This is a genomic window from Paenarthrobacter sp. YJN-5 (genome assembly GCF_015040095.1).
Classification (GTDB): domain Bacteria; phylum Actinomycetota; class Actinomycetes; order Actinomycetales; family Micrococcaceae; genus Arthrobacter; species Arthrobacter ureafaciens.
In genome coordinates this window covers 1,798,195-1,813,458 of sequence record NZ_CP053544.1, presented here as the reverse complement: position 1 = coordinate 1,813,458, position 15,264 = coordinate 1,798,195, and the positions used below count along the sequence as shown (strand labels likewise).

General features: G+C 64.5%; 13 protein-coding genes and 2 tRNA genes. 3 read left to right on the top strand and 12 right to left on the bottom strand.

Annotation, left to right across the window (positions count from 1 at the left end):
* Positions 1–84: 84 nt before the first annotated feature.
* Both leuD and leuC read right to left on the bottom strand, forming a co-directional pair.
* A complete protein-coding gene (gene leuD, locus HMI59_RS08610; protein ID WP_069695110.1) occupies positions 85–684 on the bottom strand; it encodes a 3-isopropylmalate dehydratase small subunit in 600 nt (199 codons plus the stop codon).
* Positions 685–693: 9 nt separating this feature from the next.
* On the bottom strand, positions 694–2,145 hold the full coding sequence (gene leuC, locus HMI59_RS08605) for a 3-isopropylmalate dehydratase large subunit (RefSeq protein ID WP_021470835.1): 1,452 nt from the start codon (positions 2,143–2,145) through the stop codon (positions 694–696).
* 113 nt (positions 2,146–2,258) lie between these two features.
* Between leuC and HMI59_RS08600 the strand changes: the two genes are divergently transcribed.
* Together HMI59_RS08600 and HMI59_RS08595 are read left to right on the top strand one after the other, a co-directional pair.
* Positions 2,259–2,978 (top strand): IclR family transcriptional regulator, encoded by a 720-nt coding sequence (locus HMI59_RS08600; RefSeq protein ID WP_014922101.1) that lies wholly within the window; start codon positions 2,259–2,261, stop codon positions 2,976–2,978.
* Between the two features lie 12 nt (positions 2,979–2,990).
* Positions 2,991–3,527 carry a DUF1697 domain-containing protein gene (locus HMI59_RS08595; RefSeq protein WP_193593354.1) on the top strand — a complete coding sequence of 179 codons (537 nt, stop codon included), beginning with the start codon at positions 2,991–2,993 and terminating at the stop codon, positions 3,525–3,527.
* A 6-nt stretch (positions 3,528–3,533) separates the two neighbouring features.
* On the opposite strand, the gene HMI59_RS08590 is transcribed toward HMI59_RS08595, so the two are convergent.
* The 10 genes from HMI59_RS08590 to HMI59_RS08545 form a co-directional block, all read right to left on the bottom strand.
* On the bottom strand, positions 3,534–5,153 hold the full coding sequence (locus tag HMI59_RS08590; protein ID WP_193593353.1) for a GTPase: 1,620 nt from the start codon (positions 5,151–5,153) through the stop codon (positions 3,534–3,536).
* On the bottom strand, positions 5,150–6,826 hold the full coding sequence (locus HMI59_RS08585) for a dynamin family protein (protein ID WP_193593709.1): 1,677 nt from the start codon (positions 6,824–6,826) through the stop codon (positions 5,150–5,152). The genes HMI59_RS08590 and HMI59_RS08585 overlap by 4 nt, the downstream gene beginning before the upstream one ends.
* 202 nt (positions 6,827–7,028) lie before the next feature.
* A tRNA-Glu gene (locus HMI59_RS08580) sits at positions 7,029–7,104 on the bottom strand.
* Positions 7,105–7,233: 129 nt separating this feature from the next.
* A tRNA-Gln gene (locus tag HMI59_RS08575) sits at positions 7,234–7,305 on the bottom strand.
* A 126-nt stretch (positions 7,306–7,431) separates the two neighbouring features.
* Positions 7,432–8,172 carry an HAD family hydrolase gene (locus HMI59_RS08570; protein ID WP_069695114.1) on the bottom strand — a complete coding sequence of 247 codons (741 nt, stop codon included), beginning with the start codon at positions 8,170–8,172 and terminating at the stop codon, positions 7,432–7,434.
* Between the two features lie 12 nt (positions 8,173–8,184).
* Positions 8,185–9,705, bottom strand: coding sequence for a glutamate--tRNA ligase (gltX, locus tag HMI59_RS08565; RefSeq protein ID WP_193593352.1), 1,521 nt, complete (start codon positions 9,703–9,705; stop codon positions 8,185–8,187).
* Between the two features lie 122 nt (positions 9,706–9,827).
* On the bottom strand, positions 9,828–10,604 hold the full coding sequence (locus tag HMI59_RS08560) for a fumarylacetoacetate hydrolase family protein (protein ID WP_021470910.1): 777 nt from the start codon (positions 10,602–10,604) through the stop codon (positions 9,828–9,830).
* A gap of 51 nt (positions 10,605–10,655) precedes the next feature.
* Positions 10,656–11,474, bottom strand: coding sequence for an MBL fold metallo-hydrolase (locus tag HMI59_RS08555; RefSeq protein ID WP_227471579.1), 819 nt, complete (start codon positions 11,472–11,474; stop codon positions 10,656–10,658).
* 200 nt (positions 11,475–11,674) lie between these two features.
* Entirely contained in the window at positions 11,675–12,787 is a 1,113-nt protein-coding gene (locus tag HMI59_RS08550) for a branched-chain amino acid aminotransferase (RefSeq protein WP_021470912.1), read from the bottom strand.
* 119 nt (positions 12,788–12,906) lie between these two features.
* Positions 12,907–13,959 (bottom strand): 3-isopropylmalate dehydrogenase, encoded by a 1,053-nt coding sequence (locus HMI59_RS08545; protein WP_021470913.1) that lies wholly within the window; start codon positions 13,957–13,959, stop codon positions 12,907–12,909.
* Between the two features lie 117 nt (positions 13,960–14,076).
* On the opposite strand from HMI59_RS08545, the gene HMI59_RS08540 reads away from it, so the two are divergent.
* Positions 14,077–15,261 carry a sensor histidine kinase gene (locus HMI59_RS08540; protein WP_193593351.1) on the top strand — a complete coding sequence of 395 codons (1,185 nt, stop codon included), beginning with the start codon at positions 14,077–14,079 and terminating at the stop codon, positions 15,259–15,261.
* Positions 15,262–15,264 lie beyond the last annotated feature (3 nt).

The following is a 15,264-nucleotide window of genomic DNA, read 5'->3' as shown; positions in this document are numbered from 1 at the left end:
GCGAAAAAAGACCGGAGGCCCTGGTGAAAGGGACTTCCGGTCTTTTTCGATGGGCGTATGCTGCCCCTTTATGTGTCTGCTAATTCAGCTCCTGGCAGGAAGCGTCGTCGGCTTGAAAGAAGGCCGGGTGGCCTCGTAGGCAGTGATGTCCGCCTCATGCTGCAGGGTGAGCCCGATGTCGTCGAGGCCTTCCAGCAGCCGCCAGCGCGTGTAGTCGTCAATCTCGAACGGGGCAACCACATTGCCGCATTCGACGGTCTTGGACACGAGGTCCACCTTGACCTCGGCGCCGGGGTTGTTCTCCAGCACCTTCCAGATGAGCTCGATGTCGTCCTGGGCAACCTGGGCCGCCAGGAGCCCCTGCTTGCCCGAGTTTCCCCGGAAGATGTCGGCAAAACGGGAGGACAGGACAGCCTTGAACCCGTAGTCCTTCAGGGCCCACACGGCATGTTCACGCGAGGAACCCGTGCCGAAGTCCGGTCCCGCCACTAGGACGGAACCTGCGTTGAACGGGGCCTGGTTGAGGATGAACGATTCATCCTTGCGCCACGCGGCAAACAGGGCGTCCTCAAAGCCGGTGCGGGTGATGCGCTTGAGGTAGACAGCCGGGATGATCTGGTCCGTATCCACGTTGCTCTGGCGCAGCGGAACGCCGATGCCGGTGTGGGTGGTGAATTTTTCCATGGGATCCTCCTAGACTGCGGTTCCGGTCAGCGTGGCGGCGGGGGCGGATTCAAGATCCGACGGCGAGCTCAGAGTCCCGCGCACGGCGGTAGCTGCGGCAACCACGGGTGAAACCAAGTGCGTGCGGCCACCCTTGCCCTGGCGGCCTTCGAAGTTGCGGTTGGACGTGGACGCGCAGCGCTCTCCCGGCTCCAACTGGTCCGGGTTCATGCCCAGGCACATGGAGCATCCGGCAAAACGCCACTCGGCACCGAAGTCCTTGAAGACCTTGTCCAGCCCCTCTGCCTCCGCTTCGAGCCGGACGCGGGCGGAACCCGGGACCACGAGCATGCGGACGTTCGGGTCCTTTTCGCGGCCACGGATGATATCTGCCGCGGCGCGCAGGTCCTCGATGCGGGAGTTGGTGCAGGAACCCAGGAAAACAGTGTCCACCCTGATGTCCTTCATGGGAGTTCCGGCTTCCAGGCCCATGTAGGTCAGTGCACGTTCGGCGGCCAGCTTGGCGTTCTCATCACCGAAATCCTCCGGGGACGGCACCTTGGCCGAGAGGGAAACGCCCTGGCCCGGGTTGGTACCCCAGGTCACGAACGGCTCAAGCGTGTTGGCGTCCAGGTCCACCTCGACGTCGAACGTCGCGTCGTCGTCGGTGTGCAGCGTGTTCCAGTATTCGACGGCGGCGTCCCAGTCGGCGCCCTGGGGCGCGTGGGGGCGTCCCTGCATGTAGTCGTAGGTGGTCTGGTCCGGGGCCACCATGCCGGCACGGGCTCCGGCTTCGATGGACATGTTGCAGATCGTCATGCGGGCATCCATGGACAAGGCACGGATGGCCGATCCGCGGTACTCCAGGACGTAACCCTGGCCGCCGCCGGTGCCGATCTTGGCGATGACGGCCAGGATGATGTCCTTGGCCGTGACCCCCGGGCGGAGCGTGCCCTCGACGTTGATGGCCATGGTTTTGAAGGGCTTCAAGGACAACGTCTGGGTTGCCATGACGTGTTCGACTTCCGAAGTGCCGATGCCCATTGCCAGTGCACCGAATGCACCGTGGGTTGAGGTGTGCGAGTCACCACAGACCACCGTCATGCCGGGCTGGGTCAAACCGAGCTGCGGTCCAACGACGTGCACAATGCCCTGTTCCTTGTCACCGAGGGAGTGCAGGCGGACACCGAACTCCTTGCAGTTGGCGCGGAGGGTTTCAATCTGCGTGCGGCTGGTCAGGTCCGCGATCGGCTTGTCGATGTCCAAGGTCGGCGTGTTGTGGTCCTCGGTGGCAATGGTGAGGTCAACGCGGCGCAGCTTGCGGCCGGCCAGCCGCAGGCCTTCGAATGCCTGCGGCGAGGTGACCTCGTGAACCAGGTGCAGGTCAATGAAAAGAAGGTCTGGCTGGGCATTGGCTCCTTCGCCTTCACCCTTGCGCACCACGTGCGCGTCCCAGACTTTCTCGGCCAGTGTCTTTCCCACGGCCTGCTCCCTTCGAAACTGTTGATTGATCTACACCCACTCAAGCAGCACGGCTGCGAAGTAGGCCAGCGAAACAACTTGCATCTCAGATATTGAGACGGCAATATCATTACATGGACAATTCTAGTGGAGTCGGTGTCATTGATAAAGCGGCCCAGGTACTGGACGCCCTTGAGGCCGGGCCCACCACGCTGGCCCAGCTGGTAGCGGCCACCGGACTGGCCAGGCCGACCGTTCACCGGCTCGCGCTTGCCTTGGTCCACCACCGGTTGGTCAGCCGGGACATCCAGGGGCGGTTCGTCCTGGGCAGCCGCCTCGTGGAGCTGGCCTCCGCAGCGGGCGAGGATCGTCTCATCGCATCTGCCGGACCCGTGCTGATCCAATTGCGCGATGCCACGGGCGAGAGCGCCCAGATCTTCCGCCGCCAAGGAGACTGGCGTGTCTGCGTCGCCTCCGCCGAGCGGCCCATAGGTTTGCGCGACACCATTCCCGTAGGCACCCAATTGTCCATGAAGGCCGGATCCGCCGCGCAGGTGCTCCTCGCATGGGAAGACCACGACCGTCTCCTGGAAGGCCTGCAGAACGCTCGGTTCACGCCCACCGTCCTGGCAGGAGTACGACGCCGGGGCTGGGGCCAGAGCCTCGGCGAGCGTGAGCCGGGGGTTGCCTCGGTTTCCGCGCCGGTACGGGGTCCTTCCGGCCGCGTCATTGCCGCAGTGTCCATCTCGGGCCCGATTGAGCGCCTCACCCGCCAACCCGGCCGCCTGCACGCCGAGGTAGTCTGCAATGCAGCCAGGGTGCTGACCGAGGCGCTCCGGAAGAACAACGACTAACCAAGGACGGCCATGGAGAACTATGCAGTGTTTCTTCGCGGAATCAATGTCGGTGGCATCAACATCAAGATGGCTGACCTCAAGGCTGCATTGAAGGACTACCCCTTCACCAAGGTCAAGACCCTGCTGGCCAGCGGCAACGTGGTACTGCAAAGCGAACTTGGCCCTGCCGAGGTGAAGTCCCGGTTCGAGGAATGCCTGCGCGAGTCCTTTGGCTATGATGCGTGGGTCGTGGTCCTGACCGCTGCCCGCGTGGCCGAGTTGGTGGAGGCTTGCCCCTACCCCGCGGATGACAAGTCCACCCACAGCTACGTCACCCTCGCCTCGGACGAGGACATGCTGGACGAACTCTTCGACGCAGGTGAGGCCCTTGGCGGCGTCGAGCAGACCCGGCTGGGACCAGAGGCGTCCTCGTGGCTGGCCCCGGCAGGGGGCACCTTGGACAGCCCCTTCAGCAAGTTGTCCGCCAAGGCCCGCTATAAAGCGACGACCACCACCCGTAATCTCCGGACGCTGATCAAAGTCCGGGACGCCGCTGCCGCCCTCTAGGTTCAATCAGCTCTTCAGGGCTGCCTTCAGCGCCGCGTTGAACGATTTCAGCTTCCCGATCCCGGCCTTGACGGGTTCCACAATCCGTTGGCCTGCTACCTCGGCCACAGCCGAATTGAGTCGTCGGGCAACGCCGCGGGCACGGATCCGGGCAGCCCAGCCCCCAAGTACACGGCCGGCCACAGCCAGGACGAGTCCCAGCACCACTCCCCCGGCGACCATCAGGGTCGGCCAAGGCCATCCTTCCGTCCGCGGCACCTCAGGGACAGGCATCTGGAAGTAGCCGAGCACCGCCAGGACGCCCAACCAGCCAAGCCCACCAAGGGCCAGCAGGAACGCGAGCCACTGCAGCGCGTTGAATATCCCCCACCACAGGGGACGTGTGGAGGCTTTGAGGTCCGTTGTGGCGATGGCCTGGTCCAGTGCATCGGGCAACTGCTCACGGCCCTCGCGCGCCGCACTGCGGATGGCAGCCCGCCATGGGCCGGGCGCTCCTTCCGAGACGTCATCGGCAAAGTTCCGCACCGCAGCATCCGTCCTGGCACGTTCAGGAGCTCCGGCCGGCGGCAACGATGTGCGGTTCAGTTCGGCTTTGGTGTCTGTTCTGCCCAAGTTCAGCCGACGCAATGGATCCGGACGGAAACGCAACAACCAACGCGTCACCGGCCAGCCTGTGCGCCGGGCCGACTCGCGCTTGAACGAACGGGCCACTGCATCCACCACCACTGGAACGTTGGCCGCGATGGCCAGCTCCTTGGCCAGAGTCTTGGTCGCGCCATCAGAGATCCCGCGGGCCTCGCCTGTTCCCGACACCTGCCGAAGCCCGGCCGCAGCGGCCGAAACGTCGGCGGAGAGACGCCGCGTTGCAGCTTCCCTTCGCACCACGACGTCCTTGATGGCCCCGCGGACCGTGGCAACGCCGTCGCCGGTCAGCGCGGAGGCTCCCATCACGGGAACTCCGGGCAACCCGTCCCGCGCAAGGATTCCGCGCAGCGACTCCATGACCAGCGCGGCGTCGTCCGGGTTGAGTTTGTCCAGTTGGTTCAGGACCACCAGAGTGACCGAACCATGGGACGCCATGGGACGCAGGAAATCATTATGGACCGCGGCGTCGGCGTACTTCTGCGGGTCCAGCACCCACACCAGGACGTCGACCATCCCGGCCAGGCGCTGCACCAGTTCACGGTTTTCCACCTTGGTGGAGTCGAAGTCGGGCAGGTCCAGCAGGATCAGTCCCGTACTGTCATCTGCCAGTCCCTGAACGGCTGGGAGGCTGTGCCGCTCCTGAACACCAAGCCAATCAAGGAGCGGGCCGCTGCCGTCCACGCCCCAGATGCCGGCAAGGGGGGCCGAGGTGGTGGGCCTTCGTGCTGCCGCCGTGGCGAGGCTGCTGGCGGAAACTGCGTTGAACAGCGAGGACTTACCGCTGCCGGTCGCACCGAAGAAACCCACAACAGTGTGCCCGGCGGACAGTGAACGCCGTGACGTTGCCCTCTCCAAGACCTCGAGGACGGCTTGCAAGGCGGACCCCGGCAAAACCCCTTCGGCCAATTCCCTGGCTGTGTTCAGCGCTTCCAGGCGCGTCTGCAGGGCTGAGGATTCCCGTACAAGGCTGTGCCGGCTCATGCTGATCCCGCCAAACCGCGCAGTTTGCGGGCGTGCTGGCGCAAACTTCTTCCGCCGATCGGCCGGGCGTCGTCCAATCGGTCGAGGAAACGCGCCCGCTCACTATCCAGGAGCCGCTGGCAATGCACGTGCAAATCCTCCCTTGCCTGATGTGCCAGGCGACGGACGGCGTCTTCGCCGAACACCGCTTCAAGCAGCCTCTGACCCACCACCGCGGTACCGCCGGCGATGCCGATCTCAAGCCCGCTCAATCCGGCCGTCATGGAAAAGACCACCACCATCAGCGCCGCCCCGAGTCCGTTGATGCCAAAGGAAAGCCAACGGGCCTGGGTCCGCTTTCCCTGACCCTGCTCACGGATCAGTTCCATAAGCCCTTCCTGCCATTTCCGGATTGCCGCTGCGGCGCTGACATCGAAATCCGGCGAAGTCCCGGCAAGATCGTCGGCTCCCAGCAGCTGGCGGCCGGCAGGCTGCGATCTCCACCGCCGGTCCACGTTTTCCGCGGCGTTCGCCGCCTCATCAAGGATGACTGCTTGAAGGCCGGTCTCAATGGCTGTCTCCACCTTCACCGCAGGTGCCGGCTCACCACGGAAGTAAGCTCCTATGCGGTCCCTGATCCTGCCGACGTTCTGTTCCACAGCACGGAAAAATTCACCTGTGCCAACAAAGTCCTGCCACCTGGCCAGGACCTCGCCCCGCAGCAGTGCGCCATCCTTGGTTGCATCGAGGATTCGTTTCAAAGCTTCAGAGTACTCTGCATCGGCGCCGTCCCGGAGTTCGCGGGCTGCAGCTTCCTGGGCATCGGCAAACCCAGCGATGGCCTCCATCCTGGTTCCCACGGCTTTGACGGCGCCGTTGAGGGTCCGGCGGGCAACCGCACTCCGCTCACCGGCATCCGCAGCCAATCCCTGGAGCCAGCTGCGCAGCGAATCCACCGAGCCGGCGGGAAGCATCCCCATGGCATCCAGCGGGGATTCGTGGATCACGAACAACATGGCCCCGCCCAGTCCTTGGGCGGTCAGCATGGCCTGCAGGTCTTCGCGGACCACCGCTTCCGCCTCGGGCGGTACGCGGTCCAACACCACCGCCACGGTGATGTCCCGGGAGGCCGCGTCCAGCAGCAAACGCCAAGGTACGGCGTCGGCATATCTGTTCGCGGTGGTGACAAACACCCAAAGGTCTGCCGCCGCGAGCAACTGGCCCGCGAGCCTGCGGTTCTCATCGGAAATCGAATCGACATCGGGGGCATCGAGCAGGGCCATGCCTTGGGGCACCCGCTCTTGCTCCAGCAGTACCAGGGACGTCATGGCGGAGGCATCCGGAGCCGCCCCTGCCTGGCTCGCGGGCACCGGGTGTGCGGCCACAGTGCCGCGAATGCGCTCGAGGCCGGGAAGGATCCGGCCGCCTTCGAACCACGTAGCATCCGCCGGATGGTGCAGGAGGATGGGTTGCCGGGTTGTGGGCCTGATTGCCCCTGACCGTGTCACGGGATACCCGACCAAGGCGTTAACAAGCGTCGATTTGCCGGCACCGGTGGAACCGCCGACGACGGCGAGAAGCGGCGCGTCCAGGCTGCGGTAGCGGGGAAGGACGTAGTCGTCCAGTTGCGCGAGGGCTGCCGTGATCCAGCGGCGCCCCTCGTCGGCGTCGGGAAGCGCGAGTGGCAGCGTCATGACTGCGAGCTCGTTCCGGGCTGCCTCGAGGGTGTCCACGGGCCCCTCCGTCGAAGACCCTGCCGGGAGGGCGCTCGGTGAGGTGGGTTCTTGATCTGCGGTCACTGCTTCATCATGCCAGCCCCGAAGGCTGCCATCCTTGCAAGCAGGGTGCGTTGTGGAAAAAAGAATCCCCCCGGAACCATGTTCCGGGGGAATTCGGTGGTGACCCCAGCGGGATTCGAACCCGCGTTACCGCCGTGAGAGGGCGGCGTACTAGGCCGCTATACGATGGGGCCTTGCACTATTTATCACCGTTTCCGGCGATCAAGCTGAATGAGTATTTCATACATTCAGCTTGTTTCCAAATCGTCTGAATCGATTTGAATTCTCTGCGTTGTTCAATACTTTCGTAATGAATTTCAGAGCTGGGATACCAGGACTCGAACCTAGAATGACGGTACCAGAAACCGTAGTGTTGCCAATTACACCATATCCCAAAGTGACTTTCGGGCCGGACTTCCAATCTACGGTTTCCCTTGGATTTTCCCTCCGTGCCCCTCAGCACGAGTAATTACTCTACCCGAGTCTTTTCACCTGCACAAATCGCGGAGGCGTTAGCTGCGTCACAACGAGTTGGGCTCCAAGGCAGGCGCCTGGAGCAGCAGCGCAGACAGAGAGTCCACCTGCCGTCCGGCGAAGTCTTCCACCACTTCCCCGGTGCGGTTGAGCCATACGCCCACCAGGCCGGCGGCCGTCGCACCTTCGGCGTCGAGCAGCCTGTTGTCCCCGACGTACAGGGTCTCCCCCGGCGTGCTGCCCAGCAGGCGCACGCCCTCAAGATAAATCGCCGGCTCAGGCTTGGCGGCGCCTACCGTGTCCGTCCCCACCAGGATCTTGATGCGATCGAGCCCGGCACCGTCGAGCTTGGCGCGCTGGTAATCGTGGACGTTGTTGCTCACCGCACCGTAAGGGACACCCGCAGCATCCAGGGCGTCGAGAACACCCGCGACGTCGGAAAAAGCGCGGACATAGGCAACCTGGCGCTGATGGTAGTCAGCTACCCAGGCCTGCGATGCCTCGCCCTCCTCCAGTTCCACCCCGAAATGGCCCAGGGCGGCCCGGCCCCGGAGCAGCCGCTGTTCATTGAAGGTGAGTTCGCCGGCCAGGTAACGGTCGTAGAAGTGGGTGGTTTCGTGGGTGAATATCCGGCCGAACTTCGCCCACCCGGCCTGGTCCAGGCCGGGCAGGAGATGTTCGCTGACCTCGCGCAGGGCCGTGGTCATGGCGTACTCAAGGTCCACCAGGGTGTCATCGATGTCAAAAAGCACACCGCGAATGGTGCCGAAGGAACGTGAGATTGCCATGTCAGCCCCCTGCTAGCCCCGGAAAGCCCGGATGCGTGCCAGAGAGGAATCCTTGCCGAGGATCACCATGGACTCGAACAACGGCGGCGAGATCCGGCGCCCGGAAATCGCTGTGCGCACAGGACCGAAGGCCGCACGCGGCTTGATGCCAAGGTCCTCGACCAACGCCTGCTTCAACGCGGTCTGGATGTTTTCCGCGGTCCACTCCTGGATGGGTTCAAGGGCCGCAAGCGCTGCGTCGAGGACTTCCTCGAGGTTCGCCGGAAGGCCCTTCCGGGCGTCGTCGGCGATGTCGATTGCGTCGTCCGCCTTGAAAAGGAAGGCGAGCATTTCGGGAGCTTCGCCCAGCAGGGCGATACGGTCCTGGACCAAGGGGGCTGCTTCCCTCAGGATCTCTTCCTGCCTGGGCGTCAGGATCTCGCCCACGAAACCGGCAGCCCGCAGATACGGAACCAGCCGCTCTTCGAACACCTCGGGAGCCAGCATGCGCACGTGCGTTCCGTTGATGGCCTCGGCCTTCTTGAGGTCGAACCGGGCAGGGTTGCCCAGGACGTCGTGGATGTCGAAGTTTGCCACGAGCTGTTCCACCGTGAAGATGTCCTCGTCCGCGCTCAACGACCAGCCCAGCAAGGACAGGTAGTTCAGGAGTCCTTCAGGAATGAAGCCACGTTCGCGGTGCAGGAACAGGCTGGATTCGGGATCGCGCTTGGAGAGCTTCTTGTTGCCCTGGCCCATGACGTACGGAAGGTGGCCGAACTCCGGCATGTACTCTGCCACCCCAATGGCGTAGAGGGCGCGGTACAGGGCGATCTGGCGCGGTGTCGAGCTAAGGAGGTCCTCGCCGCGAAGGACGTGGGTGATGCCCATCAGTGCGTCGTCCACGGGGTTGACCAGGGTGTACAGGGGTGCCCCGTTGGCCCGCACCACAGCAAAGTCGGGAACTGATCCAGCCTTGAAAGTGATCTCGCCACGGACGAGGTCGGTAAAGGTGATGTCCTCGTCCGGCATCCTCAAGCGCAGGACAGCGTCACGGCCCTCCGCCTTGAACTGGGCAAGCTGTTCCTCGGTGTGGTGGCGGTCGAAGCCGTCATACCCGAGCTTGGGATCGCGCCCAGCAGCCCGGTGGCGGGCTTCGATCTCGTCCGGCGTGGAGTAGGACTCATAGACGTGTCCCCCGGCCTTGAGCTTGGCGATGACATCCTGGTAGATCCCGCCACGCTGCGACTGCCGGTACGGCTCGTGGGGGCCGCCAACCTCAACGCCCTCGTCCCAGTTGATGCCCAGCCACTTCAGCGCATCCAACAGCTGGTGGTAGCTTTCTTCGCTGTCACGGGCTGAGTCCGTGTCCTCGATGCGGAAGATCAGCTTGCCGCCGGTGTGGCGCGCATAGGCCCAGTTAAAGAGGGCCGTCCTGATCAGCCCCACGTGGGGGGTTCCGGTGGGCGACGGGCAAAAACGGACCCGGACGGGGGTCTCGGCATTGACGGCGGGGATGGCGCTGGAGGCAGGGGTCGACGCAGAAGCAGTAGTCATAGTGCTTCCAACTTTACCGCTTGCCGACGCCGTGGTTTCCCGCCAGGAAGCGCCCGACGACGACAGCCGCGTGCCGCCGTCGGGCCTTCCATCAGGAGGTGGGCACCCACGGAGGTGGTCGCCTAGCGGCGGACCACCGGGTTGGACAAGCGGCCAATGCCTTCGACCTCGACCTCGATGCGGTCGCCCTCGGAGATGAGGCCGACGCCCGCGGGCGTGCCGGTCATGATGACGTCGCCGGGGAGGAGTGTGAACGCCTGCGAAACGATGGAAACCAGCTCGCGGACCCCGCGGATCATTTGCGTGGTGTTGCCGTCCTGCCGGAGTTCACCGTTGAGGCGGGCCTGGACTGCGAGGTCGTCCGGATCCAGTTCGGTCTCGATCCATGGACCCAGTGGAGCGGAAGTGTCAAAGCCCTTGGCCCTCGCCCACTGGAGGTCGGTCTTCTGGACGTCGCGGGCCGTAAGGTCATTGCCGCAGGTGTAGCCGAAGATAACGTCCTCGGCGCGTTCTTCCGGTACATCCTTGCAAATACGGCCGATCACGACGCACAGCTCGGCTTCGAAGGAAACTTCCTCGGAAAACTCCGGAAGCACGATCGGATCGTTGGGGCCGATCACGGCGGTGTTGGGCTTGAGGAACAGCAGCGGGTGCTGGGGAACTTCGTTGCCAAGTTCGGCTGCGTGCTCGGCGAAGTTGCGGCCCACGCCGATGACTTTGCTGCGCGGGATGATCGGTGCCAGGAGCCTTACGTCTTCAAGCTTGTGCTTGACGTGGGTACGTTCGACGCCGTTGAAGAACGGGTCGCCGTTGATGACAGTAATTTCCTCACTGCCGGGCTCGCCGTCCACGACGCCGTAAAGGGGATCAGAATCTACTACAAACCGGGCGATACGCATGGGCACAAGCCTACCGTCCGGGGCAGCCGGATCCGGCAGGTCAGGGCAGGCTCAGCTGCGCAGATAGTCCAGCTGCGCAGCAACGGAGGTCTCGGCCGCCCACCTGACGGACGGATCGACGTCGGCGTAAACCACGTCGGTGACCTCGGCGACGGTAGCTGACTCTCCTACTTGGATCAGGGCAGCCCTGATCTGCGCCAGGCGCTGTTCCCGATGGTCCCGGTATTCACGGCATTTCTCGTCCAGCGCCGGCAGGACCGGGCCATGCGCCGGGAGCAGCGTGGCCGGGCCCAGTGCTTCAAGCCGATCCAGGCTGGCAAGGTAGTCCCCCAGCCGGCCGTCCGGGTAGTCCAGAACGGTGGTGCCGCGACCGAGGATGGTGTCGCCGGTAAGTACCGAGCCCGTGGGACCATCTGTCGGCAAGTGGAAACAGAGTGAGTCCGAGGTGTGTCCGGGAGTAGCGATGACCCTGATTTCTACGCCGCCGCCGTAAACGACCTCGCCATCACTGAGGGGCTCACCCCCGTGGCAATGCTCGGGAAGGGCCGCGCGGACCGGCGCGCCTGTCAGCTCATGGAAGCGTGCCGATGCCTCGGTGTGGTCGGCGTGCCGGTGGGTGATCAGGACCACGTCCACGACGCCCGCAGCCGCAAGCGCTGCCAGGTGCTCCTCGTCCTCGGGACCGGGGTCAACGATCGCCACGTGCCCGGAACCCTCCGCGGCAATCACGTACGAGTTGGTTCCGTCCAGGCTCATCGGCCCCGGGTTGGGCGCGAGCCTGAAGCGCGTCAGTTCGCTGCTCCGGGTCAACGGGGATGGCGCCGCGTACGTGGAGGGCTGGTCAGTCGAAGCCGGGTCAGTGGAAGTCACCCGTCCATCTTCGCATCCGGGACGTGCCAGAGGAACGCGGGAAATCCGTCGGGAGGTGACAGAGGAACGCGGGAAAACCGTCGGGACGTGACAGAGGAACGCGGGGACGACGGCGGCCCCCGCCGTGGTGAGGCGATGTCACCTCAGGCGGGGGCCGTCGTCGTAAATTCCGGCCGTACCGGCAGTACCGGCAGTACCTGCTAGACCAGGCGGGTCAGCCAACCGTGGCGGTCTTCGACCTTGCCGGTCTGGATTCCCAGGAGCTGTTCGCGGATGGCCATGGTGGTCTCGCCGGCTTTGGCGTCCTCGGAACCGATGAACTCGGTGGCGTCCTTGAGGACACCGATCGGGGTGATCACGGCTGCGGTGCCGCAGGCAAAGACTTCGGTGATCTCGCCGGAAGCAACACCGTCGCGCCACTCGTCAAGGGTGATCTTCCGCTCTGAGACCTCGCGGCCCATGTCCTTGGCCACCTGGATCACGGAGGAACGGGTGACGCCTTCGAGGATGGTGCCGCTCAGCGCCGGAGTGGCCAGCGAACCGTCCTTGAACACGAAGAAGACGTTCATGCCGCCGAGTTCTTCCACGGCGTCGTCGTTGAAGTGGTCCAGGAACAATACCTGCTTACACCCGTTCGCTTCGGCTTCCTGCTGCGCGATCAATGAGGCAGCGTAGTTGCCGCCGCACTTGGCCGAACCGGTTCCGCCACGGCCGGCGCGGGCGTACTCACGGGAAATCCAGATCGACACCGGCTTCAGCTCCCCGCCGAAGTAGTTGCCGGCCGGGGAGGCGATCACGCGGAAGGAGACTTCACGGGCTGCCCGGACACCCAGGAAAGCCTCCGTGGCGATCATGAACGGACGCAGGTACAGCGCTTCCCCGTCTCCGGAGGGCACCCAGTCCTTGTCCGCCTGGACCAGCTCGCGGATGGCCCCGAGGAAGTACTCCTCAGGCAGCTCGGGCAGGGCCAGGCGACGGGCGGACTTGTTCAGGCGCGCGGCGTTGGCCTCGGGGCGGAACGTCCAGACCGAACCGTCGGCGTGGCGGTACGCCTTGAGCCCTTCGAAGATTTCCTGTCCGTAGTGGAGCACGGCAGCTGAGGGATCCAGCATGATGGGGCCGTAGGGTTCAATGCGGGCGTTGTGCCAACCGCCATTGCCTTCGGCGTCGACCTTGTAGTCGACGACGGCGGTGTGGTCGGTGAAGTAGTCGCCGAATCCCGGGTTTGCCAGGATGGCTGCACGCTCCTCAGCAGATTTCGGGTTGGCCGAAAGCTGCTGGCTGAATTCGACGCCATGGGCAGTCTGAGTCATGTTTCCTCCACAGTCAGCTACCTGGCAGTGCGAACCGCGGCCCCCAAAAGGGGTGGTTCAGCGATGGACCAGGGAAGCAGGTAAATAATTCAAGACAAGCTTACGCCTGAGTATTGGGCCTAAAGTGCTGCCGCAATGGCGTCGCCGATCGCAGCGGTGCTGCGCGGCTCGCCGGTGCGGGCTTCGACGTCGGCAATCACTGCCGCTTCGATCTTGCGGGCTGCCCCGGTGTAGCCGAGGTGCTCCAACAACAGCACTGCGGACAGGATCGCAGCAGTGGGATCAGCCTTCTGCTGGCCTGCGATGTCCGGGGCCGAGCCGTGGACGGGTTCGAACATGGACGGCGCGGTGCGGTCCATGTTGATGTTGCCTGATGCCGCCAGGCCGATACCGCCTGTGACGGCAGCTGCGAGGTCGGTCAGGATGTCGCCGAACAGGTTGTCCGTGACGATGACGTCGAAGCGGGACGGGTCCGTGACCATGAAGATCGTGGCGGCGTCGATGTGCAGGTAGTCATGCGTGACCTCGGGGAACTCCTTGGCCACGGCTTCCACAGTGCGCTTCCAGAGGTGGCCCGCGTAGACCAGGACGTTGTGCTTGTGGACCAATGTCACGTGCTTGCGGGGACGCGCGCTGGCACGACGGAAAGCATCACGGACCACCCGCTCCACGCCATGGGCGGTGTTCAGCGACACTTCGGTGGCTACCTCATGCGCGGTTCCGCCGCGCAAGGTCCCGCCGTTGCCGACGTACGGTCCCTCTGTTCCTTCACGAACCACAATGAAGTCGATCTCGCCGGGGTTGGCCAGCGGACTGCCCACGGAGCTGTAGAGACGCGAGGGCCGCAGGTTGACATAGTGGTCCAGGCTGAAGCGCAGCTTGAGCAGCATTTCGCGTTCGATGATGCCTGAGGGAATGCGGGTGTCCCCCGGGGCTGCACCGACGGCGCCGAAAAGGATTGCGTCGCGTGTCCGGAGATCGTCGAGTACTTCGTCCGGGAGGGTCTCTCCTGTTTCAAGCCAGTGCTGGGCGCCCAGTTTGTAATGGGTCTGCTCAAGGGTGACGCCTTCGGCGGCAAGAGCCTTTTCCAGAACCTTGACGGCTTCGGCGATGACCTCGGGGCCGATGCCGTCGCCGGGGATGACAGCGAGATTGATGGACGATGCATTCATAGGTCTATCTAGCCAAGCAATCCACATGCTGGTCAAAATCGTCTCACTTCTTGAACAGCCGCGATGTCAGACCACGGCATGATGTGTGCGGCCCGGCGCAGCACTTAGAGTCATGGAGTGGATAGAAGGCACGCGATATACGAATGGTTCCGCACCAACCGCTTCACAGTGGACCTCACTGCCGCCATCATCCTCGTCCTCCTCTTCGGCCCCGTGTATCTGCTCGCCGGACGGCCATTCCTCTTCCTGTTGTCGTGCTGCCTCCTGTTGCCCCTCGCGTGGCGACGGACCCGTCCGGAGGTGGCGGCCGGCGTCGTGGTTCTGGTCTGCCTTGTCCAATGGGCGGCGGGGGCCGAGCCGGTGGCCGGGCAGATAGCAGTGCCGCTGGTGATCTATGCCACCGCGGCCTACGGACCGGCGTGGGCCAGCCGCGCCGTGCTGCTGCTGGGGCTGCTGGGCGGCGTGATGCTGACCACCCGCGAATATTCGGGGTCGGCAGCTTCAGGCATCCTGGGCCTTACCATCGGAGCCTTGTACACCGTACTGATCTGGATGCTGGTGCTGGTGAGTTGGACCTTGGGCGACCTGACGCGCGTGCGGCGGCTGCAACTGCAGGCGTTGGAGGACAGGACCCGCCGCCTGGAGATCGAGCACAACCAGGAACGCCAACTTGCAGCAGCCGATGAGCGCTCCCACATCGCGCGGGAAATGCACGACATTGTTGCCCACTCCCTGTCCGTGATCATCACGCAGGCGGACGGGGCCAGGTACGCGGCCGCTGCTAAACCCGAACTCGCCACCGAAGCACTGGCCACCATCGCCGCAACAGGCCGCGACTCGCTCGCCGAGATGCGGCGGCTCCTTGGCGTGCTGCGTTCCGACGACGGCTCCCCCACCCGTCCGCAGCCCCGCCTTTCCGACCTGGACGAGCTGCTCCTCGGCTTCCGGGCGGCCGGCCTGCAGGTGTCTTTCGAGCAGCACGGGACACCGCGCCGGCAGTTGCCGGCAGGGGCTGAGCTGACCGCCTACCGGACCATCCAGGAAGCCCTGACCAATGTCATCAAGCACGCAGGCCCCAGCGCCACGGCAGCCTTGGTGTTGACGTGGCAGAACCGCGGACTGGAGATTGATATCCGGGACGACGGCCGGGGCGCCGCAGCCGATCCGCCCGTGCCGGGAGGCGGCAGCGGCCTTCCGGGGATGGGCGAACGCATCGCCCTCTACGATGGTTCTTTGTCCGCAGGCCCGCAGCAGGGCGGCGGATTCCGCGTGTCTGCCCTTATCCCGTATTCGGAGGCTTGATCC